The 23,364-nt window shown below is 61.8% G+C and carries 22 protein-coding genes; 12 read left to right on the top strand and 10 right to left on the bottom strand.

Annotation, left to right across the window (positions count from 1 at the left end):
• Positions 1 to 107: 107 nt before the first annotated feature.
• The 5 genes from IP85_RS00845 (at position 108) to IP85_RS00825 (ending at position 5,859) form a co-directional block, all read left to right on the top strand.
• A complete protein-coding gene (locus IP85_RS00845; protein WP_054147769.1) occupies positions 108 to 1,616 on the top strand; it encodes an alpha-N-arabinofuranosidase in 1,509 nt (502 codons plus the stop codon).
• Positions 1,617 to 1,642: 26 nt separating this feature from the next.
• Positions 1,643 to 2,740, top strand: coding sequence for a sn-glycerol-3-phosphate ABC transporter ATP-binding protein UgpC (gene ugpC / locus IP85_RS00840; RefSeq protein WP_054147768.1), 1,098 nt, complete (start codon positions 1,643 to 1,645; stop codon positions 2,738 to 2,740).
• A gap of 1 nt (position 2,741) precedes the next feature.
• Positions 2,742 to 3,623: a sugar ABC transporter permease gene (locus IP85_RS00835; RefSeq protein WP_054147767.1), complete on the top strand. Its 882-nt coding sequence runs from the start codon at positions 2,742 to 2,744 to the stop codon at positions 3,621 to 3,623.
• Positions 3,620 to 4,471: a carbohydrate ABC transporter permease gene (locus IP85_RS00830; RefSeq protein ID WP_054147766.1), complete on the top strand. Its 852-nt coding sequence runs from the start codon at positions 3,620 to 3,622 to the stop codon at positions 4,469 to 4,471. Before IP85_RS00835 ends, IP85_RS00830 begins: the two co-directional genes overlap by 4 nt.
• Before the next feature lie 77 nt (positions 4,472 to 4,548).
• Positions 4,549 to 5,859, top strand: coding sequence for an extracellular solute-binding protein (locus IP85_RS00825; protein ID WP_054147765.1), 1,311 nt, complete (start codon positions 4,549 to 4,551; stop codon positions 5,857 to 5,859).
• Between the two features lie 106 nt (positions 5,860 to 5,965).
• Here IP85_RS00825 and IP85_RS00820 read toward each other — a convergent pair whose 3' ends face one another.
• The 6 genes from IP85_RS00820 to IP85_RS00800 form a co-directional block, all read right to left on the bottom strand.
• Entirely contained in the window at positions 5,966 to 7,078 is a 1,113-nt protein-coding gene (locus IP85_RS00820) for an FAD-dependent oxidoreductase (RefSeq protein ID WP_054147764.1), read from the bottom strand.
• Positions 7,071 to 7,745: an ATP-binding cassette domain-containing protein gene (locus IP85_RS00815; RefSeq protein WP_082347535.1), complete on the bottom strand. Its 675-nt coding sequence runs from the start codon at positions 7,743 to 7,745 to the stop codon at positions 7,071 to 7,073. Before IP85_RS00815 ends, IP85_RS00820 begins: the two co-directional genes overlap by 8 nt.
• Complete coding sequence (locus tag IP85_RS00810; protein WP_245280782.1) at positions 7,745 to 9,400, bottom strand: ABC transporter permease subunit; 1,656 nt, start codon at positions 9,398 to 9,400, stop codon at positions 7,745 to 7,747. Before IP85_RS00810 ends, IP85_RS00815 begins: the two co-directional genes overlap by 1 nt.
• Positions 9,401 to 9,472: 72 nt before the next feature.
• Positions 9,473 to 10,702 carry an ABC transporter substrate-binding protein gene (locus tag IP85_RS00805; protein ID WP_156322685.1) on the bottom strand — a complete coding sequence of 410 codons (1,230 nt, stop codon included), beginning with the start codon at positions 10,700 to 10,702 and terminating at the stop codon, positions 9,473 to 9,475.
• A gap of 89 nt (positions 10,703 to 10,791) precedes the next feature.
• Positions 10,792 to 11,037: a zf-HC2 domain-containing protein gene (locus IP85_RS21805; protein WP_082347534.1), complete on the bottom strand. Its 246-nt coding sequence runs from the start codon at positions 11,035 to 11,037 to the stop codon at positions 10,792 to 10,794.
• 35 nt (positions 11,038 to 11,072) lie between these two features.
• Positions 11,073 to 11,867: a TVP38/TMEM64 family protein gene (locus tag IP85_RS00800; RefSeq protein WP_054147761.1), complete on the bottom strand. Its 795-nt coding sequence runs from the start codon at positions 11,865 to 11,867 to the stop codon at positions 11,073 to 11,075.
• A 154-nt stretch (positions 11,868 to 12,021) separates the two neighbouring features.
• Here IP85_RS00800 and IP85_RS00795 point away from each other — a divergent pair, with 154 nt between their 5' ends.
• Positions 12,022 to 12,630 carry an RNA polymerase sigma factor gene (locus IP85_RS00795; protein ID WP_054147760.1) on the top strand — a complete coding sequence of 203 codons (609 nt, stop codon included), beginning with the start codon at positions 12,022 to 12,024 and terminating at the stop codon, positions 12,628 to 12,630.
• Positions 12,631 to 12,647: 17 nt separating this feature from the next.
• Here the strand turns inward: IP85_RS00795 and IP85_RS00790 are convergent, their stop codons facing one another.
• The 3 genes from IP85_RS00790 to IP85_RS00780 form a co-directional block, all read right to left on the bottom strand.
• Positions 12,648 to 13,265 (bottom strand): CDP-alcohol phosphatidyltransferase family protein, encoded by a 618-nt coding sequence (locus IP85_RS00790; RefSeq protein WP_054147759.1) that lies wholly within the window; start codon positions 13,263 to 13,265, stop codon positions 12,648 to 12,650.
• The gene (locus IP85_RS00785; RefSeq protein ID WP_054147993.1) at positions 13,262 to 14,755 is read right to left on the bottom strand and encodes an FAD-dependent oxidoreductase; all 1,494 of its coding nucleotides are present in this window, start codon (positions 14,753 to 14,755) and stop codon (positions 13,262 to 13,264) included. Before IP85_RS00785 ends, IP85_RS00790 begins: the two co-directional genes overlap by 4 nt.
• Before the next feature lie 132 nt (positions 14,756 to 14,887).
• A complete protein-coding gene (locus IP85_RS00780; RefSeq protein WP_054147758.1) occupies positions 14,888 to 15,865 on the bottom strand; it encodes a LysR family transcriptional regulator in 978 nt (325 codons plus the stop codon).
• Positions 15,866 to 16,050: 185 nt separating this feature from the next.
• Between IP85_RS00780 and IP85_RS00775 the strand changes: the two genes are divergently transcribed.
• From IP85_RS00775 to IP85_RS00765, 3 genes are read left to right on the top strand one after another with little or no spacing between them, the layout of a single operon-like run.
• Positions 16,051 to 17,007 carry a VOC family protein gene (locus IP85_RS00775; RefSeq protein ID WP_054147757.1) on the top strand — a complete coding sequence of 319 codons (957 nt, stop codon included), beginning with the start codon at positions 16,051 to 16,053 and terminating at the stop codon, positions 17,005 to 17,007.
• Between the two features lie 13 nt (positions 17,008 to 17,020).
• Positions 17,021 to 17,683: a phospholipase gene (locus IP85_RS00770; protein WP_054147756.1), complete on the top strand. Its 663-nt coding sequence runs from the start codon at positions 17,021 to 17,023 to the stop codon at positions 17,681 to 17,683.
• 29 nt (positions 17,684 to 17,712) lie between these two features.
• Positions 17,713 to 18,987, top strand: a complete 1,275-nt coding sequence (locus IP85_RS00765; protein WP_054147755.1) for an ABC transporter substrate-binding protein — start codon at positions 17,713 to 17,715, stop codon at positions 18,985 to 18,987.
• A gap of 27 nt (positions 18,988 to 19,014) precedes the next feature.
• On the opposite strand, the gene IP85_RS00760 is transcribed toward IP85_RS00765, so the two are convergent.
• Positions 19,015 to 19,965: a LysR family transcriptional regulator gene (locus tag IP85_RS00760; RefSeq protein WP_054147754.1), complete on the bottom strand. Its 951-nt coding sequence runs from the start codon at positions 19,963 to 19,965 to the stop codon at positions 19,015 to 19,017.
• 98 nt (positions 19,966 to 20,063) lie between these two features.
• Between IP85_RS00760 and IP85_RS00755 the strand changes: the two genes are divergently transcribed.
• The 3 genes from IP85_RS00755 to IP85_RS00745 all read left to right on the top strand — a co-directional run bounded on the left by IP85_RS00755 (position 20,064) and on the right by IP85_RS00745 (position 23,330).
• Entirely contained in the window at positions 20,064 to 20,936 is an 873-nt protein-coding gene (locus IP85_RS00755) for a dioxygenase (protein ID WP_054147753.1), read from the top strand.
• A complete protein-coding gene (locus tag IP85_RS00750; RefSeq protein ID WP_054147752.1) occupies positions 20,933 to 21,988 on the top strand; it encodes a maleylacetate reductase in 1,056 nt (351 codons plus the stop codon). Before IP85_RS00755 ends, IP85_RS00750 begins: the two co-directional genes overlap by 4 nt.
• Before the next feature lie 61 nt (positions 21,989 to 22,049).
• Positions 22,050 to 23,330, top strand: a complete 1,281-nt coding sequence (locus IP85_RS00745) for an ABC transporter substrate-binding protein (protein ID WP_054147751.1) — start codon at positions 22,050 to 22,052, stop codon at positions 23,328 to 23,330.
• Positions 23,331 to 23,364 lie beyond the last annotated feature (34 nt).

Raw genomic sequence — 23,364 nt, 5'->3', positions numbered from 1 at the left:
TCCTATTCCCCCTGCATGTTGCCGGATTGACCTCCGGTCGATCCCGTGTATCATATCCTCAATTATGATAGATATCCGAAAAACGGATATATTTGGAGGAAATGCACATGCGGGCTGTCGGCACCGTTCACCGCGATTACAAGATCAGCACGATCGATCCACGTCTGTATGGATCCTTCGTCGAACACCTCGGTCGCGCGGTCTACACCGGCATCTATGAGCCCGATCACCCGACCGCTAACGAAAACGGCATGCGCCAGGACGTCATCGATCTCGTCCGCGAACTCGACGTCCCCGTAGTCCGCTATCCCGGCGGCAACTTCGTCTCGGCCTATAACTGGGAAGATGGCATCGGGCCGAAGGAAGAGCGCCCCGTTCGCCTCGACCTCGCCTGGCATACCTCGGAATCCAACCAGGTCGGCATCCACGAATTCGCCGACTGGGCCAAGGCCGCCAACACCGAGATGATGCTGGCTGTGAACCTCGGCTCACGCGGCCTGGATGAAGCCCGCGCCTTCCTCGAATATGTGAACCACCCCGGCGGCAGCTACTGGTCGGATCTGCGCCGCAAGAACGGACGCGAGGAGCCGTGGAACGTCAAGCTCTGGTGCCTCGGCAACGAGATGGACGGTCCCTGGCAGATTGGCCAGAAGACGGCTGAAGAATATGGCCGGGTCGCCTTCGAGACCGCCAAGGCCATGCGCGCTTTCGACAAGTCGATCGAGCTCGTCGTCTGCGGTTCCTCTTCCCCGAAGATGCCGACCTATCCGGCCTGGGAAGCGACCGTCCTCGACTACACCTATGACAGCGTCGATTACATCAGCCTCCATATGTATTTCGAGAACCATGCCGGCGACACGGCCGCCTATCTGGCGCAGAACGCCCGCCTCGATGACTACATCGAGACCATCGCTTCCGTGATCAAGGTGACCAAGGCGAAGAAGCGCTCGAAGAAGGACGTCTATATCAGCTTCGACGAGTGGAACGTCTGGTATCATTCCAACGAAGCCGACCGGAAGGTTCTCGAAGGCCGCGATGGCTGGCCGCATGCGCCTGAGCTTCTCGAAGACATCTACAATTTCGAGGACGTGCTGCAGGTCGGCTGCATCCTCAACACCTTCATTCGCCGCGCAGACATGGTGAAGGTCGGCTGCCTGGCGCAGCTCGTCAACGTCATCGCCCCGATCATGACCGTACCCGGCGGCCCGGCCTGGCGCCAGACGACCTACTACCCTTACCTCTTCGCCTCGCGTTATGGACGCGGCACCTCCTACCAGCTGTCGATCGATTGCCCTGGTTATTCGACCGACTTTGCAGACGCCGTTCCCTATCTCGACGTCTCTGCCGTCGAGAGCGAAACGGACGGCGCGCTGACCCTTTTCATCGTCAACCGCCACGAGACCGACGCCATCACTCTTGATGTCGCGCTCGAAGGCTTCGGCGATCGCCAGGTGATCATGGACAAGGTGATCGCAGGCCATGCGCTGAAAGCCGTCAATGGCCCAGAGCAGCAGACCGTCGCGCCGGTAGATGGCGATGGAGCAATCATCGAAAGCGGACGCCTCACGGGAGAGATCGCGCCGCTCAGCTACCGGATGATCCGGCTGGGCCAGTAACCAATCGACGACGGGGAGGAGAAACCATGTCGGCTTCGATTGAAATTGACAACGTCACCAAGCGCTACGGCGCGCTGACCGTACTCGAGGACATTTCACTGTCCATCGAAGCCGGCGAATTCGTCGTCTTCCTTGGCCCTTCGGGCTGCGGGAAGTCGACCCTGCTCCGCATGATCGCGGGCCTCGAAGACGTCACGGGCGGCACCATCTCGGTGGCCGGCCAGCGCGTCGACACCTTGCCGCCCGGCAAGCGCGGGGTCGCCATGGTTTTCCAGTCCTATGCGCTCTATCCGCATATGACAGTGAAGCAGAACATGTCTTTCGGGCTCGAAAACATCGGCATGGCAAATGGCGAGATCGAGAGCCGCGTGCTCGCCGCCGCCGAGACGCTTGAAATCGGCCACCTGCTCGACCGAAAGCCGCAGAAGCTCTCGGGCGGCCAGCGCCAGCGCGTCGCCATTGGTCGCGCCATCGTCAAGGAGCCCAAGGCATTCCTGTTCGACGAGCCATTGTCGAACCTCGACGCTGCATTGCGTGGCCGCACGCGTCTCGAGCTTGCGCAACTGCACCACCGCCTCGGCTCGACGATGATCTTCGTCACCCACGACCAGGTGGAAGCGATGACGCTTGCCGACCGGATCGTCATCATGAACGCCCGCAAGATCGAACAGATCGGGACGCCGATGGATGTTTATCAGCGTCCCGCGAGCAAGTTCGTCGCAAGTTTCATCGGCTCTCCGGCCATGAACTTCCTGCCCGTTGCCGCCTGGCAGAACACCGCGACAGGCCTTGCCGTCAGTACGGCAGGCCTTGGAACTGTCGACACCGGCTTCCATGTCGCGGATGGTTCCAGTCCTGAAGGTGCAGCACTCGGCATTCGCGCGGAAGATGTCGGCATCGTCACCGACGGAGCCAGCGGCGTGCCGCTGACGGCCGAAGTGGTCGAGCGCCTTGGCGATCGATCTCTCGTCTACGGCGTGCTCGACGACGGCAGCAAGCTTGTCGTGGAAGCAGACGGCCGCTCGCTGATCAAGGCCGGAGACCGGGTCATGGTCTCGGCCGATCCGCATGCCTTCCACCTCTTCGGCGCCGATGGTCGCGCCTATTGCAGGGAGGTGGAGTGACATGGCCGAGAGCTATCGCCGCAGTCAGTGGAGCCACGGGCTCTTCGTTCTGCCTTATCTGCTGGTCTTCATCGCCCTACTCGTGTTTCCCCTCTTCTGGGGCATGTGGCTCAGCCTGCACAAGGTGGACCTCTTCGGTCCGGGCCGCTTTGTCGGCCTGACCAACTACTTCAGGGTCGCCGGCGATGCCGTCTTCCTGCAGGCCCTGCGCAACACCATCGTCTTCGTGCTGGTCAGCGTGCCGACACTCGTGGCGCTGGGCCTGTTCCTGGCGCTGGCGCTCAACAGGACAACGCGCACGACCAGTTTCTTCCGAGGGCTCTTCTTTTCCTCCTCGGTGCTCTCGGTCACCATCGTCACCCTGATCTGGCGCTTCGTCTTCATTCCGGGAGACGGGTTGTTGTCCGTGCTGTTCGCGCAGGCGGGCATCGACCAGATCAACTTCATCTCGACCAAAGGCTGGTCGCTGTTCGCCGTCGGTGTCGCGACCGTCTGGTGGTGTGTCGGCTTGCCGATGATGCTCTTTCTGGCGGCACTCCAGCAGGTCCCTCAGGATCTCTATGAAGCAGCCTCCCTGGACAATGCCGGCCCCTGGCGCGTCCTGACACGCATTACCCTGCCGTCGATTGCGCGCACCATCATGCTGGTCACGATCATCCAGATCGTCTTCCAGTTCCAGCTCTTCGGACAGGCCCAACTGATGACCAACGGCGGCCCTAACGGATCCTCGCGTCCGCTGGTCATGTACATCTACGAAGTCGGCTTCATCCGATGGGATGTCGGTCGTGCGGCAGCAGCGTCGCAATACCTCTTCCTGATCATCCTCGTGGCGGCGATGGCGCAGTACATCGTGTCCACGCGCAAGACGGAGGACGGCGCATGACCGCCCGAGACGACACCTACAAGCCGGAAGTGCTGACGACCTACAGGCCGCTGCTTTGGGGCGCTGCTCTCCTCTCGATCGTGATGATGGCGCCGGTGGCCTGGCTGATCGGCCTGTCGATCAAGAGCAACCAGGATCTGATGGTAGGCACTGACTCGGTTTTCCGCGCGCCCTACACGATCGCCAACTACCTGAACATCTGGCATTCCTCTCAGGTCTTCGGCTGGTTCTTCAATAGCCTGGTCGTGGCCACCGGTCAGACCCTGCTGGTTCTGGTGCTGTCGTCGCTCGCCGGCTACGGATTTGGGCGGCTCGAATTCCCCTTCCGCCGGACGCTGTTCATCATCGTCCTCTTCGGCCTCGCAGTACCCGAACAGGCGGTCATCATCGCCCGCCACCAGATGTTCAACTGGTTCGGCCTGCACAACACCTATCTCGGCCTGATGCTGCCGGGCCTTTCTGGCGCCTTCGGTGTTTTCCTGATGACACAGTTCTTCCGGGCGATCCCCAAGGAGATCGACGAGGCGGCCCTGCTCGACAACGCCTCGCAATGGCGGATCTTCTGGAAGGTCATGCTGCCGCAGACCCTGCCCGCACAGGCGACGCTCGGTATCTTCACCTTCCTGGGCGGCTGGAACGACTATTGGTGGCCCCTGATCTCTGCGACCAAGAAAGAAATGTACACCCTGACGGTAGGGCTTGCTTCGTCGCAATCCAACTTTGCCCAGAGCGAGGGCCTGGGCTTTCTCGCGGCCCAGGCGGTCTTCGCCAGCGTCCCGGCGCTGATCGTCTACGTGATCTTCCAGAAACACATCGTGACGGCCGTTTCCGGCGGCGCGGTGAAGTGAAGCCTACCCGGCCGGAGAGGAGCCGGCCGGCTTTATTCCAACAGGGCCAAGAGCCCGACACAAGGGAGTGAGACACGATGAAAACGATTCTGATGACCACCGTTGCGATCGCTACGCTGGGCTACGGCGCCTCGGCGCAGGCGCAAACCACAATCGAGCTGCAACGCTTCTTCGGCGCCTGCGAGGCGGATTATGGCAGCGTGACCGACGTATCGGCCGCTGTCGGCGAATGCGGCATCATCACCGCACTCGTCAACAAGTTCGAAGCCGATAATCCGGATATCGACGTCAACGTCACCACGGTCGAATGGCCGGGTTACGACCAGCTGAACGCCCAGCTGGCTTCCGGTGCAGCACCCGACGTCGTCTCAATGCATTACTCCGCGATCTCAGACTATCAGAGCCGTGGCCTGATCGAGCCGATCGACGAAGTCCTGGCCGCTCAGGGCGTGTCGCCGGAGAACTTTACCGATGCGGGCCGCAATGGCGTCACCAAGGAAGGCCAGCTCTATGGGCTGCCCTTCGACAACTGGACAATGCTCTTCCACGTCAACCTGAACCTCATGAAGGAGGCAGGTCTCGTCAACGCGGACGGCACGCCGATGCTCCCGACATCAGGTGAAGAACTGATCGCCCAGGGCAAGCAGTTCCAGGAAAAGACCGGAAAACCCTATCTGATCCAGATCATGGCCAACGAGACGGCCTCCTACGCGCGCATTCTCTACACCCTGCTGCAGCAGCAGAACTCCGACTTCTTCTCGGATCCAACGGCAATCAAGCTGAACACGCCGGAAGCCAAGGCTGCCGTCGAGCTGATGAAGGCCACCAAGGATGAGGGCATCTCGACGACCGGCCTCGACTATGCTGCCGCCGTCTCGGGCTTTGCCAACGGCGAAGGCGGGATTGCCATCAACGGCACCTGGCTGATCGGGGATTATGTCGCGCAGTCCGAGAAGGAAGGCACGGCGCTCTCGAACAGCTATACCGTCTATCCCGTACCGCAACTCTTTGCGGCGCAGGACAGCACCTATGCCGATGGCCACAGCTGGGTCATGCCGAAAAAGGACCGCACACCGGAACAGGTGGATGCCATCGGCAAGCTCTTTAAGTTCCTCTCTGACAACGACTTCCAGTGGGCACGCACCGGTCACCTGCCTGCTTCCAAGGCCGTTTTCGACATGGCCGAGTTCAAGGACCTGCCGCATCGCGAGAACATCGCGAAGATTGCCGACACTGGCCGCTCCCTGCCGGCTGAGGTCCAGCGCCAGTTCCCGATCCAGGACATCATTGGCGAGGAAATCGGCGCTGCCGTCAATGGCGACAAGTCGGTCGACGAAGCGCTCGCTTCGGCAGAAAGCCGCGTGAACGAACTGCTCGGCGACCTCTAATCCCTGCCCAACTCCCCCGGGTCTCCCTGGCCTGCCTCGCACACTTCGGTGTGCGGGGCTTTTTTCACGCCGAAAACAGCCCACGTCCAGGTGACGGAGTGCGCGATCACATATCCGACTTGTAGCGTTGCATGAAACCTCGGTCGATCCGGTCCTTCCAGCGGGCAACCCAGCGCCCAACAACGGCCAATCCCCATTTGTCGGCAATCGCCTGGCCGTTCGGCAGCGATATCAGCACCAACCAGGATCGCTGCGGGCGATAGGCTTCGAGCGGCTCCCCCTTCAGACTGCGATGGATGTTGTCCGCAAGGACTGGGCCCTGACGGACTGCAAAGACACCCGCCTTGGGACGTGGATCAGCCAGAGATGCCACGTCACCGGCGGCGAAGATATCCGGGTGCGACAGGGAGCGAAGGCTTTCGTCGACGCGGATGAAACCTCCTGCATCGAGCAGAAGCCCGGTCTCCCGCAGGAACCCTTGTGAACCGCTCGAGGTCGTCCAGATGACTTCGTCGGCGACAAGCCTCCGACCATCTCGCGCGACGACTTCGCCGTTTTGAAAACCGACCACGTCAAAAGTCGGATGGTGGGCGATCCCTGCCACCTGCAATTCTCTCTCCACCAATTGCCGTGCTCGAACGCTACGCTCCGGCACTGGTACCGTAGACCTACCGATCAGCGCAATCTCGACATCCCGGCCGGCAAATCTCTGCTTCAGGGCGAAAGCGACCTCGACCCCCGCCACCCCCTGCCCCACGACTGCGAGCCTCACGCGCTCGCCTGCAGCGATGAGAGCGTCGAGCCGTCCGAGGCGATCGGTGAAGCTTGAAATCGGCTTGACGGAAATGCCGGCCGATATCCCCAGCGGCAACGACGGCGTGGAACCGATATCGACGGAAAGGTAGCGGTAGCCGACGGCGCCGCCCTCTGCGAGGCGCACGATGCGTTCTTCGGGATCGATGTGCCTGGCAGATGTTTCGAGAAAGGTCACACCGAAGCGCAAGCACAATGCGGCCAGATCGATATGAAAGTCGTCAAAACTGTAGACGTCGGCGATATAGCCTGGGAGCATGCCGGAATAAGGCGCAAATCGGCCGGGGGAGACGAGCATCATCCTCGCCCCGAGACCCAACTGGCCAAGCCTCCGGATCACCTCGACATGCGCATGGCCACCACCGAGCAGCAGGATCTCCGCGTGGATGCCGTCGTCTTCACCCATGATCGTTCTCCTGATCGCCAAGCCGATGTACCGGTCCGCCCGCCGCCTCCGCATCGGCCTCGTCATGCGTGACAAGAATGACCGGCAGACCGGCGCTGCGAGCGCGGTCAAAGACGAGTGAGCGCATCTGGTTGCGAAGCGCCATGTCGAGTTTGGAGAAGGGTTCATCGAGCAACAGCAGGCGGGGTTGCGAGACCAGGACACGGGCGAGCGCCACGCGCGCCTTCTGGCCACCTGAAAGCGTCGCCGGATCGCGATCCTCGAAGCCCGGTAACTCCATCTCCCGAAGGATCTCGGCTGCCATCCGCCATCTGAGCTTCCGGTCCGAAACCTCGCCGGGAATGGCGAAGGCAACATTGGCGCCGACGGACATATGCGGAAAGAGCAACGGATCCTGGAAGAGGATACCAGCCCGTCGCTGCTCCGGCGCAAGCGCCAGAAGATCAACATCACCAACCGAGACGCCACCCTCCGCATGAAAGGCAGGCTCGAGAAAACCGCCGATGAAGGAAAGCAGTGTCGATTTCCCTGAGCCCGAAGGACCCATGACTGTGAAAATCGAGCCAGGGGGCACTTCTGTATCGAGCGCGATCAGCCTGAAATCTCCGAGGCAGATCACGATGCTGGAGAGGCGAAGGCCCGTGGCGACCTGACTTTGCGGCATCATCACACCCTCATCTCACGACGGTTGCGATGGAGAACAGCAGGCAAGAGCGCGGCAAGCGCGAAGGCGAGGAAGGGGAGAATGGTCTGCAACAGGGCATAGACTCCGATGACGCGGCGGTTGTTGCCGGAGGCGAGTGCGACAGCTTCCGTGGTGATGGTAGTCAGCCGCCCCTCCCCGATCAGAACCGTCGGCAGATATTGCCCAACCGAGACCGCGAAGCCGACAGCAAGAGCGGTCAGGATGGGGCGGATCAGCATCGGCAGGCGGATCGACAGGACCACCGAGAGACGTGAGCGGCCGAGCGCGGTGGCGATGATTTCATAGCGGCGATCGAGCGCCCGCCACGGATCGGCAAGGGACAGGAATACGTAAGGCAGCACGAACACAAGATGCACCAGGATGAGAGCGGTGAGGCGTTGATCACTACCGCTACCGACAAAGAGCAGCTGAAGGCCGAAAACGAAGGCGATCTGCGGCACGATGAGCGGCAGATAGAGGAGCAGCAGGCTCTTGTCGCCGCCCCGTCGTCCCGTCTGGATCTCGCGCTCAAGGCAGCCGACCGTCAGCACCACCGCGATCAGCGTCGAGGCAAGCCCCGCGATCAGCGTCGTCACGAGAGGATCGCCGATGCGCGGAAGGATCGTCATCCAGCTGCGCAGGGTGAAATCGCGCGGCAGGAGATCTGGAAACTGCCAGAGGCCGGCAAGTGACCACAGCCCGAGGAGGAGAAGACCCGCAAACACGCTTGCGCCAATGATGATGACTGCGATCATCGCGAGCCTGCGGACCGTCAGGTCATGCACGAAACGATAGCCGCGATCGCCGAACGATCTCAGCAGCATGGCGCCAAGTCTTTCCAGACCGAACCATGCAAGCAGTGCGGTGAGGGTGACGCCGAGCTGCAATACTGCGCCGGCCGATGCGAGGAAACGCACGGAAAGGTCAGGGTCGTTCATCCACTGCACGAGACGCGTAGCAAGTGTGCCGGGCAGATTGGGGCCGAGGATCACGGCAACGTCGACGACCGAGGACGAGTAGGCAATGACGGCATAAACAGCGAAACGGATTTGCCGGTAGAGCGCTGGCCAGAGCAGATAGACGAAACCCGCAATCCGCCCATAGCAGAAAGAGGCTGCCAGCCTGCGGGCAGCAGTGAGGTCGACCTGCGGCAGAGCCGCCAAGGTCACCAGGAACAGGAAGGGCGTTTCCTTGATCACAAGGCCGGCGATCATGGCCAGCCCCCAGGGATCATGCGGAATGAGAATGTCGGGCGGCCGCTCTATTCCGAAAAGCGGCGCCACGAGCCGAATGAGAAAGCCGGAGGGCGCGATGAGGAAGGCGAGCCCGAAGGCCGCGGCAGCATGCGGCACGGCGAGAAGCGGTGAGATGATGTGCTGGATGCGCGCAAGAACGGGTGTCCCGGCAAAGCCCGCGACAAACAACAGGGTTATACCGAGCGAGAGGATGGTGGCGACAAGCCCAGTAACCAGACTGAGAACGGCAGCCGGAACAAGCCCCGGCGTAGCAACGAGAGCTCGGAAAGGATCAAGGCTGAGGCCCACACCGCCGAGCGCCGGCAGGTAGCCAAAGGCTGGCAGGAGCGTTCCGAGAAGGCCGAAGGCGATTGGCAGCAGCAACAGGCCGAGCGTCAGCAAGACCGCGCCTCTGGGAAGAAGCGCGGTCAAACGATCGACAAAACTGCGAGCCTTCAGACTTCCCTGCACGGCTCAGTTGCCGCTGGCATAGCGTCGACGCCACTCGACTTCGATCCGCTCCATCCAGCTGGCATGCGGCTCGGCGATAACTGGTCCGAGTTTGTCCGGCGAAAGCGTCGCAACGCCGAGATCGAGTGCTGCGAAAGCAGAACGATCGGCATCCGGCAGCTTCGCCATCGAAAGGACGGTCGGGTCACCCCAATAGGTCGGATCCTGCTTGCGCAGCTGCGCCTCCGGCGAAATCAGGAAATTCGCCGTCAGCAGCGCACCTTCCTTGGCATTCGCATTGTAGGGAATGGCAACGAAATGGGTATTGCCGAGCGTGCCGCCGGAGAAGGTGAAGGATCGCACCGTGTCGGGAAGCTCCCCTGCCTTGATGCCGGCAGAGGCTTCCGACGGATTGAAGGCGAAGATGATGTCGAGTTCGCCATCGGCGAGCTTCTGCTTCATGTCCGGATAGTTTTGCGGAAAGGCCTTGCCCGACCGCCATGCGGCGTCATGAAGCTGGTCGAGATAGGCAAAGAGCGGCTCGACGTCCCGTTCGAAACTTGCCTCGTTCACCGGTTCGGCAAGCTGGCCCGGATCGTCGATCACTTCACTCAGCACCTGCTTGAGGAAGGACGAACCGATGAAATCAGGCGGAGCCGGATAGGAGAAGCGCCCGGGGTTCTTCTTTGCCCAGTCGAGCAATTGGCTTGCGCTGTCAGGCAGGGTTGAGGCGTCGGTCCGGGCGCTATCATAGAAGAAGACCATCTTCGCGCCGCCCCAGGGGCTTTCCAACCCCTCCGTCGGCTCGGTGAAGTCGGTGAGGATCGTCGGCTGGTTGTCGACATCGACATAAACCCAGTTCGGCAAGGAAGTCGCCCAGCCCGGTGTCAGAAGCAGCTCCTGCTGCTTCATCGAAACGAAGTTCTCGCCGTTGATCCAGATGAGATCGACGGAGCCACCGGCGTCCTTGCCGGCGGCTTTCTCGGCAATCACCTTGGCGACCGCACTCGCGGTGTCATCGAGCTTCACCTGGATGACGGTCACTCCGTAGCGCGACTGCATCTCGGCGCCGACCCATTCGAGATAGGCGTTGATGTTCTCCGACCCACCCCAAGCGTTGAAATAGACCGTCTGGCCGGAAGCGCTCTTCTCGATGGCAGCCCAATCGGAAAGATCCGGGCCGGACGCAAGTGCTGGCAAACCGCTGGCGGCCGCGATGAACCCTGCGGCGAAAATCCCTGTCATTAATCGCATGATCTGCCCTTCTCCCTGAAATTGACCTTATGGCATTCGAGCACATTGGCTCTTTTTTCTGGAACTACGCTCGTGATGTCCGTCGGATTTCATGATGGTCGTCCAGACTGGATCCGTCGTCTGGCCAGCGCGGCCTCGATCTCGGCACTCGGCAGCGGATCCTCCGCAGCCCCAGCCAATACGGCAAGATCGCGGGTTATCCGCATTTGCTCGACGAATGCCCGGCATCCCCGACACATCGCCAGATGAAGACGGATGTTCAATCGTGGCCACAAGCCCAGTTCGCCATCGATCAGAAGGCTCGCCCGTTCGGCGACTTCGCTGCATCGAAACATGGCTTAAGCTTCCCCCAACCCTGTGATCTCACTGTTCATCGCGAAGCACCCCGCTTGCGGATCTGCCGCACCACGGTCGGGATCAGCGCGACAAGCGCCAGCGCGAAAAAGGCGAGCGTGATTTCCGGGGTGACAAGATCCGAGATCTTCGCTTCCTGGCCGCTCTCCTGTGCGGCAAGGAGGACGCTGTCGACACCCTGCCCGAGATAGGCATAGGCAAAGGTGCCGGGCAGGATGCCGAAGAACGTCGCCGCGAAAAAACGGCCAAGGCTGATGTCGAAAAGAGCTGCGGCAATGTTCACCACGAAGAACGGAAAGACTGGCGCCAGACGGATGACGAAGAGGTAGCCGAAAGCGTTTTCGCGGAAGCCGTCGGCAAGCTTCTTCACGACACCGTCAACGCGATGGCGAAGGAAACTGCCGAAGGCCGATCGCGTCGCAAGGAAGAGGATCGAGGCCCCGACCGTGGCACCGACCGCGACGAGTGCGCCACCGATCATCCAGCCGAACAGAAAGCCGCCGAAGATGGTCAACACCGAAGCGGCCGGGAAGGAGAAGGCGACGGCGGCAATGTAGATCCCAAGGAAAAGCAATGCCGACCAGAGGAAATTGGCATCGACATAGGCCCTCAGGGCCTGCCTCTGTTCAGCGAGAAACGCCAGACTGAGATAGTCCTGCAGGCCAAAGGCATAGCCCAGAGCAAGGCCAGCAAGGACGACGACCACAGGCGTAAACCGCCAGATTTTGCTTCTGCGGGCCGTGGTTGGTGAGGCGGGCTCGTTCGCATCCGACGATAGATGGCCGGGGCGAGACGCGTTGCGTTCAGTCATGGACATCTCCAGAAAAGCAGTCGACGCGCTGTAAGACCGCATCGCCAGCGACGACAGACACGGCATGGTCACTATGACTTGATGGGGGCGAATGCGGCTGGACTTTAAAGATGATTGTTTCGCTAATGGCCGCCGGATTGATGTGAGGGGCGGCGTGACGCAGGTCGAAGGGGATGATCAGGCTCTGGTTTTGCGCCTGGTGGATGGCGATGCTGCGGCTTTCGACATTCTTTATCGGCGCCACAATGCCGCGCTTATCCGTTTCTGCACCGGCATCGTCCAGCACCGGCACCTTGCCGAGGAGGTCGTTCAGGACACATGGATCGCCGTGCTCGGTCGCATCGACCTTTTCGAGGGCCGCAGCTCGCTTGCCAGCTGGATCTACACCATCCTCATCAACAAGGCGCGCAGCCGCGCCAGACGCGAAGGACGCACCGTCTTCTTCGACGATCACGCCAGTGGCGACAGCCTGGCAGACGCATTTGACGGTCGCGGCCACTGGCGCCAGATCCCGGAACTCTGGGAGAACCTGACCCCGGAACGTCACATCGAGGGTCGAAGCGTGCTGCAGCACGTCGAAGAGGTGATCGACACTCTGCCGCCGACGCAACGGGCCGTGCTCATCCTTCGCGGCCAGCAGGAACTCGACCCCAGCGAGGTATGCGCATTGCTCAACATCAGCGAAGGCAATATGCGCGTTCTCTTGCATCGCGCCCGGCTGGCGGTCCGCAACGCACTCGACCGCTTGAACGCGGTCAGCTGAAACGGCGTGTCGAGCCTTCATCGCGGCCCCTGAGAGAAAGCGACCCATCCCTGACGCCAGCGAATGACAGTGGTCAGCGCACAAAGCGCGGCAAAACCGTAGGCGATCAGCGCAAAGCTCTCGGGGAAAAGGCACATGGCGACAAAGACGGCGATCGTCTCGAAACCCTCCGCCAGACCGCCCGCATAATAGATGCCCTTGGTCGGAAACTCTGGCGCGTTGCGGCCAAGCTTTGCTGCGACCGCCGAAAAGGCGAGAAACGAAGAGCCCGTGCCGACGAAGGAGACGATGAGTATCGCCGCCGGCAGAGCGTTGTCCTCTGGCGAGGCAATCGCAAAGCCGAGCGGCATCAACGCGTAGAAGACCATGTCCAACGCGATATCGAGATAGGCACCGCGATCCGTCGGCCCCTGAATACGCGCAACCGCACCATCGAGGCCATCAAAGCCGCGATTGACGAGGATAAGTAGAAGCGCGGCCAGCCAGTATCCGAAGCCGAGGGCCGCAAAGGCACCGAACCCGGCGATAAAACCGACGACGCTGATCTGATCCGCCCGCACGCCGCGCCTGGCAAGAAACTCGGCCATTGGCTGGAGCGCCGCCTTTTGCAGGGGCAGGATCTTCGCATCGATCATCCACGCCTCCAGGTCTGGAAGCGCTCAAGCAGCGACAGCAGAAAACCATTGACATGCGCGCGCCGCCACTGCCCGGCCACCATCTTGTTCGCTTCGGCCAGCGTCGGGTAGATGTGGATCGTGCCGAGGATTTTTCCGAGCCCATGGCCGTGCTTCATGGCGAAGACGAATTCCGCGAGCAGATCGCCTGCATGTTCGCCGACGATGGTGACGCCGAGGATCTTGTCCTTGCCGGGTACAGTCAGCACCTTGACGAAGCCATGTGCAGAGCTGTCGGCGATTGCCCGATCAAGATCATCGATGCCGAAGCGCGTCACCTCGTAGGGGATGTTCTTCTCCTTTGCATCCGTTTCAGAGAGGCCGACGCGCGCCACTTCCGGGTCCGTAAAGGTCGCCCAGGGGATGACCGAGTAGTCGGCCTTGAAGCGCTTGAGATCACCAAACAGCGCATTGATCGCGGCAAACCAGGCCTGATGCCCGGCAACATGCGTGAATTGATAAGGCCCTGCCACGTCACCGGCGGCCAGGATGTTCGGGTGGAGCGTCTGAAGATAATCGTTGGTCTCGACAACCCGATCGACCTTGATACCGAGTTCCTCGAGCCCGAAGCCCTTCAGACGCGGCGCGCGTCCGACGGCGACGATGATCTCGTCAAAGCCGATACGGTCCCGGCCGCCGGGATGCTCCACCTCGATCCATTTGTCGTCGCCATCCGTGCCGCAGGAGACCGCTTTGTGGCCAGTCAGCACCTGCACACCATCGGCCTTAAGCGACGCCTCGACAAAGCCGGCCGCGTCTGGATCCTCGCGCATCATCACACGCGGGGCCATCTCGATCTGAGCGACCTGCGAGCCCAGCCGGGCGAAACTTTGTGCGAGCTCGCACCCGATCGGCCCGCCGCCGAGAACGACGAGACGACGCGGCACCTCCGGCCGGTCGCGCAGCCGCTCCCATAAAGTGTCGGAGGTCAGATAACCGACTTCAGCCAGGCCCGGGATCGGAGGCACGAAGGGTTGCGCGCCGGTTGCGATCACGATCGCCCGCGTCGTCAGCCGCTGTGTACCGCCGCTGCTCAGCGCAATCTCCACCGTCCACGGATCGATCAGCTTCGCATAGCCCTGGAGAACCTCGACGCCGAGACCCGTATAGCGCTCGACGCTGTCATGCGGTTCGATCTCCGCGATCACCTTGTGGATCCGCTCCATAACAGCCGAGAAGGGAACCTTGGGTTCGACCGCTTCAAGACCGTAATGATCGGCATGGCGCATCTGATGCGCCACCTTGGCACTCTTGATCAGAGCCTTGGACGGAACACAGCCGAAGTTCAGGCAATCGCCACCCATCTTGTTGGCTTCAACGAGCGTCACCTTCGCCTTGGCGGCGGCTGCGATATAGGCAGAGACGAGCCCGGCCGAGCCCGCACCGATCACGACGAGGTTGCGATCGAAGCGCTTGGGCTTTGTCCAGCCAGTTGCTAAAGCGCCTGGCATTTGGTCTGTGCTTGTCATTGACGGTTCCGCTGACGCGTTGGGGGTTACACGGATTAGACGGCGCAGACTGCGTTTCGTTACGCTCTTTAGAACATTTTTTTCGCAGGCACCGAGGATAGGCTCGGGAATGGATCACCGATCCCGTTCCGGAAGGAAGGGCCCCTCACCCCAGACGATCGATCTCTCGTGGCGCTCGATCACCTTCTTCAGGTCGGTGAATTCCCGGACGATATGTTCCTGAAACTTGCGACAGGCCGGGTTCGGATAGGTCTTGCGCTTGGTGATGATGCCAAGCGTCCGCTCCGGCTGCGGGATATCGACGGGCACGATGGAGATCTTGTTCTCACCCTTGAAGGAAAAGACCACCGAATGCGGCAGGATCGCCAGCGCATCGGTCGAGGCGATGTAGTTGACGACCGACAACAGGGAGCCGCCGGAATAGCGGACCTGCAACTCGCTGATCCCCAGAGTGATCAGGATATTGTGCAAATCAAGCACCAGAGGCGAGCCAGGAAGCGGCGCGACCCAGGGATAGGTCATGATGTCTTCGATGCTCAGCCGCCGCTTCCTCAGCAGCGGATGCCCGACGGCGCAGGTCAGTACGTTGCGCCCGGGCAGGATCGGCTGAAACTCGAAGTCGCTCTTCAGGTCCGTGCTGCCGATCGGGGTGATGGCAACGTCGATCTGGCTGGAATCGAGCTCGGTCAGCAGATCTGGCAGGTTGCCGTAGGACTGCTCGACCATGATGTCGCGCTCGCGCAACTGGAAACTCGCGATCATCTGGGAAATGACGGCATCCATAAAGAAAGGCACACCGCCCACCTTGATCCGCCCGGTCGTGCCTGACTGGAAACTGCGGACGATCTCCACCGCCTTGCGCGATGCGGCCAGGATCGAGCGACCCTGGATGGCCAGCTGCTGGCCGAGCGGTGTCAGTTGCAGTGGGCGCTTGCCTGGCGTGAAGAGTGGTTCACCCACCCGGCGCTCCAGCATGGACAGTGTCCGCGATACCGCAGGCTGGGTCATGCCGAGCATGGCAGCACCCTCCGTGACACCACCGGTTTCGGCGACGGCTGCAAGCTGGACGAGATGACGCTCATCGATCTTCATAGCGATCTGCTATATCGAGCATAAGCAATTTTATCAACAGACGGCCTTGCGCCCTCTATAGTCTGACAATTGGAGCAGATCCGCTCCGACACGAGAAGACGGGTGCGGCAAGTCAAGCCGCTGGAGGGCCCGCGTGTCGGGAACGGCGCGATCCGTATATTTGCAGTTTCTGGAGGAGAAGAAACATGTCGTTCATCTCGGGTTATCATCACCTCACGCTGAGCACCGACGGCGCTCAGGAGGACTATGACTTTTATACAAAGACACTTGGCCTGCATTCGATCAAGCGCACCGTGCTTTTCGATGGCACGATCCCGGTCTACCACCTTTACTACGGTGCCAAGAGCGGCGACCCCTCGACCATCGTCACCACCTTCCCCTTCAAGAAGCCCGGCATCTTCGGCAAACGCGGCACGAACCAGTCGAAGATCATCCAGCTGTCGATCCCCGTCGGTTCGGCCGATTTCTGGGTCGACAGGCTGAACGAGCGCGGCATTCCTGCCGCCAAGACCAGCCGCTTCGGCATCACCCGCGTGGCGCTCGCCCATCCCTGCGGCATCGACCATGAACTGGTCGAGAGCCCGGCGGACACCCGCCCGCCGATCACCAACGAGGCCGAGGGCATTGGCGAGGTACAGGGCATCCGCGGCATTTACGGCGCAGCCATCGCCGTCTTCGACCGCACCTCGATGGACGACTTCCTGACGATTGGCATGGGCATGAAGAAGGAAGCCGACAGCGACGAGGGCCTGATGTTCTCGGTGCCGAACAATGGTGGTCCGACGAGCATGGTCGAGGTGCTTCACCAGCCAACCGGGCCGCAGGGCACCTGGACGCTATCGGGTGGCACCATCCATCACCTTGCGCTCAACACGGTCAACGAGGAGAACCAGCTGAAGCTCAAGGCGCATATCGAAGGCCTCGGCTTCACCGACGTCTCCGACCAGAAGGATCGCAACTACTTCAAATCCTGTTACGTCCGCTCGCCAGGCGGGGCGCTCTTCGAGATCGCCTGGTCGGTCGAAGGCGGCTGGGCGAAGGACGAGCCGGCCGACGCCATCGGCTCGACGCTCGTCTTCCCGCCATGGTTCGAGGATCGCCGCGAAGAGCTGATCGCCGGTCTCGAACCCGCCAACTTCTGATCCGGAGGCGAGCATGGCCATTCACGGCGAGCCGCTATCCGCAGGAGTTGCACCCGCGGAGGCCGAGGTACTCTGCGTCTTCGTTCATGGGCGAACCCAATCGCCCGAGGACATGATCGAGCAGGTCGTCGGGAAACTATCGGTGCGCGGCGTGTCTTTCTGTTTGCCGCGCGCGACGGGCAATTCCTGGTATGCGGCACGCGCCACGGATGCGCTAACAGGCCCGACACGCACCGAGTTGACGGCCTCACTCGACTATATCAACGGGCTTGTGGGGGCCCTGCGACAGGCAGGCGGTGCGAAAAAACCGCTCTTGATCGGCGGCTTCAGCCAGGGCGCCTGCCTGTCGCTCGAATACGCCATGGCCTTCGGGCCATGGAACGGGGCCATGGTCAATCTCACCGGCTGCCGTGTGGGTCAGGCGGCGGACCAGCGTCCCGCACGCGATCTCGACGGCATGCCCGTCTATCTCACCGGCTCCGATCAGGATCCCTGGATCCCTGTCTCGGCTTTCGCAGAAGCCTCGGAAACGCTTGGGAGGGCGCGGGCGAGGCTCCGATGCGAATTGTTTCCGGGCCGAACACACCAGGCGTCCGAGATGGAAGTCGCAGCATTGGACGCGATCCTGCAGGATCTTGCGGAGGGAAGCCGGCCATTTCACCGCGTCGCGGCATAGTTCACACATACAACTGGGAGGACGACAGCATGATTACGCGCAGAAAACTGCTGAAGGCGGGGGCTGCTACCGGTCTCGCCTATGGTTTCGGGGGCCTCGCCGCACCGGCGATCGCCCAAGGGGCAAAGATCAAGCTCGGCTATGTCAGCCCGCAGACCGGGCCGCTGGCAAGCTTCGGCGAGAGTGACGCCTATAACATCGCCTCCTTCCTCGCGGCCGAGGCGGGCAAGAACTTCGAGATCATCGTCAAGGACAGCCAGTCCAACCCGAACAGGGCAGCGGATGTGGCGAAGGAGCTCATCCTCTCCGACGAGATCAACCTGATGCTGGTCGCCTCGACGCCGGAAAACACCAATCCGGTCGCCACCACCTGCGAGGCCGAAGGCATCCCCTGCATATCCACCAAGGCGCCGTGGCAGCCCTGGTTTATCGGGCAGCAGGGCAATCCCGGGGATCCGCAGAGCTGGAAACCGTTCGAATTCGCTTACCATTACTTCTGGGGCTTGGAAGACGTGATCGCGGTCTTCACCAACATGTGGGCCCAGTTGGACTCGAACAAGAAGGTCGGCGGGCTCTTCCCCAATGATGCCGACGGCAATGCCTGGGGCGATCCGAATGTCGGCCTGAAGCCGGGTCTCGCCCAGGCCGGCTTCGATCTCCTGGATCCGGGCCGTTACCAGAACCTGACCGACGATTTCACCGCCCAGGTGAATTCCTTCAAGGACGGCCAGTGCGACATCATAACCGGCGTCGTCATTCCGCCTGACTTTACGACCTTCTGGAACCAGGCGAAACAACAAGGCTTCAATCCGAAAGCAGTGACCGTCGCCAAGGCGATCCTTTTCCCGCAATCGGTCGAGACGCTTGGCGCGGCCGGCCACAACCTCTCCTCGGAAGTCTGGTGGTCGGCGCAGCATCCGTTCAAGTCATCGCTGACGGGCCAGAGTGCAGGCGAACTTGCAGCCGACTTCACCGCCAAAACCGGTCGCCCCTGGACGCAGCCGATCGGCTTCGTCCACTCGCTCTTCGAGATGGCGACCAATGTGATGGGACGGGTGAGCGACGTCACCGATGCCGAAGCCGTTGCAGCGGCAATCGCCTCCTCCAGGGTCGACACGATCGTCGGCCGCGTCGAATGGAACGGCCAGGGCGTGCCGCCCTTTGCAGCCAAGAACGTCACCAAGACGCCGCTTGTCGGCGGTCAATGGCGTCGCAAGGACGATGGCACGTTCGATCTCGTCATCGTCGACAACAAGACGGCACCGAACATTCCGACCGCCGGCAAGATGGAAGCGCTTGCATGAACAAATGGGCCCGCCCTCGCGGGCCCGTTAACTGCCCCAGACCACGGCTTCCTCGTGCCGTTTGATCAGGTGCTTCAGGTTGTCGAAACCTGAGCGGATGAAGGCTGAAAACTGTTCGACCGCCGGAGACCGCGGCGCATCGACACGCCTGAGGATGGCAAGCGCGCGCTCCGGATGTGGAATGTTGATCGGCAGGGCCGTGATCGTCTTTTCCTTGCGCTGCGCAAAGACCACGCTATGCGGCATCACGGTCAGCGCGTCCGCCGCTTTCAGATAATTGACCACACTCGCAAGCGACCCACCCGAATAACGGATGCGGATCTCAGTCGCGCCGAACGAGAGCAGCAGGGCACGCAGGTCTGCCAGCAGCGGACTGCCAGGCGGCGGGGCCACCCAGGAATAGTCGAGAAGATGGGCCGGCTGCAGGCGACGTTTCAGGAGCAGCGGATGGGTCACGCGGCAGGCAATGACATTGCGGCCGGGCAAAATCTGCTGGAAGGCGAGCCCCGAACCCTCGTCGAGAATGTCAATCGGGCAGATCGCCAGATCGATCTGGTCGGCCTTCAGAGCAGCACGCAAATCCGGAAAATAGCCATAGGACTGGTCGATCCGCACATCCGGATGCGTCACCTGGAACTCGGCGCACATCCCGGCGATCAGCGAATCCATGAAGAAGGGGCTGCCGCCGACCCGGACGACGCCACTTTTGCCAACCCGGAAACTTTCCATCAGATCGGAAGCCTTGCGTGAGGCAGCCAGCATGGCAAGCCCATGTTCGGCGAGCGCAATCCCGAGCGGCGTTGGCTGCATTGGGCGCCTACCCTTGATGAAGAGCGGTTCGCCAATTCTCTTTTCCAGCATCGACAAAGTGCGCGACACAGCCGGCTGCGCCAGCCCCAGCAGGGCTGCGCCTTCGGTTACACCGCCGGTTTTGACCACGGCAGCCAGCTGGATGAGGTGTCGCTCGTCGAACTTCATAACGGATTGTTATATTGGCTCCCAAACAAATCATCAATCCTGCATGCGAGCCCTGCTAGTTTCCTCTCGACCAGCAATGCGGATTTGGGAGGAGATGCATGTCGCGGGCCGCAGACCTCATCACCTTCAATGAAGCGACCTCTGCCGAGGCTTTCACGAGCCGCTTCGGCACAACCGATGACGCAAACGCGCGCCTGCTCTCTGCCGTGGTCTGCCATGTGCACGATCTCGTCAAGGAATTCCGCCCGACACCGGAGCAATGGCGCAAAGTGCTCGACTTCCTGACCGAAGTGGGCCACGCCTCGGACGAACGCCGCCAGGAATGGGTGCTGTTTTCGGATCTCGTCGGCGCTTCGGCGCTTGTGGAAGAGATCAACTCCCGCCGCCCGTCCGGCGCCACTCCCAACACGATCCGCGGTCCCTTCTTCCGTCCCGACACCCCGGAGCGGGCACTCGGCAGTTCCATCTCGCTCGACGGCGAAGGCGAGCCGCTGCTGGTCGAGGGCCGCGTCGAAGATCTGGACGGGCTGCCGATCACCACGGCTGAAATCATAACATGGCAGGCGAATGCCGAAGGCTTCTACGAGAACCAGCAGCCGGATCTGCAGCCCGAATTCAACCTACGGGGTCTGTTCCGCCCAAATCAGAACGGCAGGTTCCACTATCGCACGGTGAGGCCGGCAGGTTACGGCGTCCCCGGTGACGGTCCTGTGGGGCGGCTGTTCGCCCAGGCGGGCTATCCGCTGCACCGTCCAGCGCATCTGCATTTCGTCGTGCGGGCACCCGGCTTCGAGACGATCACCACACATATCTACGATTCTGAGGATCCGAGACTCGGTGAAGATGCGCTGTTCGGCGTCCGACCCGAACTGGTGCATCCGTTCGAGCAGACGGAGATCGACGGAAAACCCACCTCGCGCATCAGCGTCAAGTTCGTCATGGTCCGCGCACGGCCCGGGAGGGGAAAATGAAGAGCTTCACCTATGCTGGCAGCCCGGCGCGTATACTTTTCGGCTCCGGCCGCAGCGCAGACGTGGGCAGCGCGGTGGAATCCCTCGGTTGTCGCCGTGCGCTGGTCCTGGCAACGGCGCACCAGAGGGCAGATGCGGAAGCGCTTTCTGATCGGCTGAGTACCCTCTCCGTCGGCGTCTTCTCCGGTGCCGTCATGCACACGCCCGTCGAGGTGACGGAGAAAGCGCTGAAGGTTGTCAGGGACACCGAAGCCGACTGCGTGGTCTCGCTCGGTGGAGGCTCCACAACCGGGCTCGGCAAGGCAATCGCCTATCGCACCGATCTGCCGCAGGTCGTCATCCCCACGACCTATGCCGGCTCCGAAGTCACCCCGATCCTTGGCCAGACCGAGGGTGGTCACAAGACGACGGTCCGGAACGCAAGCATCCTGCCGGAAGTGGTGATATACGATCCGGACCTGACCCTAGGTCTTCCGGTCGGCATGAGCGTCACCAGCGGTCTCAACGCTATGGCCCATGCCGTGGAGGGCCTCTATGCTAGGGATCGCAACCCGGTCTCGACGCTGATGGCGCTCGACGGTCTACGCGCATTTAGGGATAGCCTTCCGGTTCTGGTAAAGAGCCCTGAAGCCACCGAGGCGCGGGCGGAAGCGCTCTATGGCGCCTGGCTTTGCGGCACGGTGCTCGGCACTGTCGGCATGGCGCTGCACCACAAGATCTGCCACACGCTGGGCGGCTCTTTCGATACGCCCCATGCCGAAACCCATGCGGTCATGCTGCCACACACGGCCGCCTTCAATGCCGAGGCCGCCGAACAAGAGCTCAAGGCAGCAGCCGAACTCTTCGGCGGCTCCATCGGCGGCGGTCTCTGGGACTTTGCCAAGTCGATCGGCGCGCCCCTATCGCTCAAGGATTTCGGTCTCACTGAAGCCGATCTGGATCGAGCGGCCAATATCGCCACCGAAAACCCCTACTGGAACCCGCGTCCGATCGACCGCTCGTCGATCCGCACACTTCTGCAAAAGGCCTGGGAGGGCGTCAGGCCCGACTGACAGAGACGACATCTCGCGCGCTGCGCACTCTTTGGGAGGAGAGACGATGATGGGAGGAAACATGTTCACGAGACGCAAATTCCTGCAGACGACGGCAGCCGGTGGCGCCGTGCTGGCAACCTCGGGCCTTGCCGCCCCGGCGATTGCGCAGTCAGCGGCGGTCAAGCTCGGCTATGTCAGCCCGCAGACGGGCCCGCTCGCGGCCTTCGGTGAGGCCGACAAGTTTGTTATCGACAGCTTCCTCGCCACGACGAAGAAGATGGGCCTGAATTACGAGGTCATCGTCAAGGACAGCCAGTCCAATCCGAACCGTGCCGCCGAAGTCGCCAAGGAACTGATCGTCGACGACGAAATCAACTTGATGCTCGTCTCCTCGACGCCGGAAACAACCAATCCGGTCTCCACCACCTGCGAAGCCGAGGAGGTCCCCTGCCTGTCAACGGTTGCCCCCTGGCAGCCCTGGTTCATCGGACAGCAGGGCAATCCCGGCGCCCCTGCGAGCTGGAAGCCATTCCACTATGCCTACCACTTCTTCTGGGGTCTTGAGGACATCATTGCCGTCTTCACCGGCATGTGGGGTCAGATCGAAACCAATAAGAAGGTTGGCGGCCTTTTCCCGAACGACGGCGACGGCAATGCCTGGGGCGACAAGGTCGTCGGCTTCCCGCCGGTGCTCGAAAAGCTCGGCTATGGCCTGACCGACACCGGCCGCTATCAAAACCTGACCGACGATTTCTCCGCCCAGATCAACGCCTTCAAGCAGGCCGAGACGGAGATCCTGACCGGCGTGATGATCCCGCCTGACCTCACCACCTTCTGGAATCAGGCCAAGCAGCAGGGCCTTAAACCCAAGATCGCCTCGATCGGCAAGGCGCTGCTTTTCCCGCAGACCGTGGAAGCCCTGGGTGATGCCGGCCACAACCTCTCGACCGAAGTGTGGTGGACGCCGTCTCATCCCTTCAAGTCCTCGCTGACAGGCGAAACGGCTTCCGATGTGGCCGCCGCCTTCACCACGGCAACCGGCCGCCCGTGGACACAGCCGATCGGCTTTGCCCATGCGCTCTTCGAACTCGCCGTCGACGTGATGAAGCGCGCGGAAGACGTGACGGACGGCGATGCCGTGGCCAAGGCGATCGGCGAAACCAAGCTCGACACGCTGGTCGGTCCCATCGCCTGGAACAACGCCAACCTGCCGCCCTTCGCCCAGAAGAACGTCGCCAAGACCCCGCTCGTCGGCGGCCAGTGGCGGCTGAAATCCGGCGGTGGTTACGATCTGGTCGTCGTCGAAAACGGCCAGGCACCGAACATCCCGCTCGGCGGCAAGATGGAAGCGTTGAGCTGAACCCTGTGAAGCATGTGGCTGCGGTGCCCCGTGC

The organism is Rhizobium sp. AAP116, from assembly GCF_001295785.1.
Lineage (GTDB): Bacteria > Pseudomonadota > Alphaproteobacteria > Rhizobiales > Rhizobiaceae > Allorhizobium.
Note: the sequence above shows the minus strand (reverse complement) of the source record. Positions and strands in the feature narration are given on the sequence as shown.

Excerpts from the sequence above, each read along its gene's own strand:
- IP85_RS00805 (WP_156322685.1), bottom strand. The coding sequence starts at position 10,702 with ATGCGATTAATGACAGGGATTTTCGCCGCAGGGTTCATCGCGGCCGCC.
- IP85_RS00800 (WP_054147761.1), bottom strand. The coding sequence starts at position 11,867 with ATGACTGAACGCAACGCGTCTCGCCCCGGCCATCTATCGTCGGATGCG.
- IP85_RS00760 (WP_054147754.1), bottom strand. The coding sequence starts at position 19,965 with ATGAAGTTCGACGAGCGACACCTCATCCAGCTGGCTGCCGTGGTCAAA.
- IP85_RS00815 (WP_082347535.1), bottom strand. The coding sequence starts at position 7,745 with ATGATGCCGCAAAGTCAGGTCGCCACGGGCCTTCGCCTCTCCAGCATC.
- IP85_RS00790 (WP_054147759.1), bottom strand. The coding sequence starts at position 13,265 with ATGATCGATGCGAAGATCCTGCCCCTGCAAAAGGCGGCGCTCCAGCCA.
- IP85_RS00820 (WP_054147764.1), bottom strand. The coding sequence starts at position 7,078 with ATGGGTGAAGACGACGGCATCCACGCGGAGATCCTGCTGCTCGGTGGT.
- IP85_RS00770 (WP_054147756.1), top strand. The coding sequence starts at position 17,021 with ATGGCCATTCACGGCGAGCCGCTATCCGCAGGAGTTGCACCCGCGGAG.
- IP85_RS00845 (WP_054147769.1), top strand. The coding sequence starts at position 108 with ATGCGGGCTGTCGGCACCGTTCACCGCGATTACAAGATCAGCACGATC.
- IP85_RS00755 (WP_054147753.1), top strand. The coding sequence starts at position 20,064 with ATGTCGCGGGCCGCAGACCTCATCACCTTCAATGAAGCGACCTCTGCC.
- IP85_RS00765 (WP_054147755.1), top strand. The coding sequence starts at position 17,713 with ATGATTACGCGCAGAAAACTGCTGAAGGCGGGGGCTGCTACCGGTCTC.
- IP85_RS00750 (WP_054147752.1), top strand. The coding sequence starts at position 20,933 with ATGAAGAGCTTCACCTATGCTGGCAGCCCGGCGCGTATACTTTTCGGC.
- IP85_RS00830 (WP_054147766.1), top strand. The coding sequence starts at position 3,620 with ATGACCGCCCGAGACGACACCTACAAGCCGGAAGTGCTGACGACCTAC.
- IP85_RS00825 (WP_054147765.1), top strand. The coding sequence starts at position 4,549 with ATGAAAACGATTCTGATGACCACCGTTGCGATCGCTACGCTGGGCTAC.
- IP85_RS00775 (WP_054147757.1), top strand. The coding sequence starts at position 16,051 with ATGTCGTTCATCTCGGGTTATCATCACCTCACGCTGAGCACCGACGGC.
- IP85_RS00780 (WP_054147758.1), bottom strand. The coding sequence starts at position 15,865 with ATGAAGATCGATGAGCGTCATCTCGTCCAGCTTGCAGCCGTCGCCGAA.
- IP85_RS00835 (WP_054147767.1), top strand. The coding sequence starts at position 2,742 with ATGGCCGAGAGCTATCGCCGCAGTCAGTGGAGCCACGGGCTCTTCGTT.
- ugpC (WP_054147768.1), top strand. The coding sequence starts at position 1,643 with ATGTCGGCTTCGATTGAAATTGACAACGTCACCAAGCGCTACGGCGCG.
- IP85_RS21805 (WP_082347534.1), bottom strand. The coding sequence starts at position 11,037 with ATGTTTCGATGCAGCGAAGTCGCCGAACGGGCGAGCCTTCTGATCGAT.
- IP85_RS00745 (WP_054147751.1), top strand. The coding sequence starts at position 22,050 with ATGTTCACGAGACGCAAATTCCTGCAGACGACGGCAGCCGGTGGCGCC.
- IP85_RS00785 (WP_054147993.1), bottom strand. The coding sequence starts at position 14,755 with ATGCCAGGCGCTTTAGCAACTGGCTGGACAAAGCCCAAGCGCTTCGAT.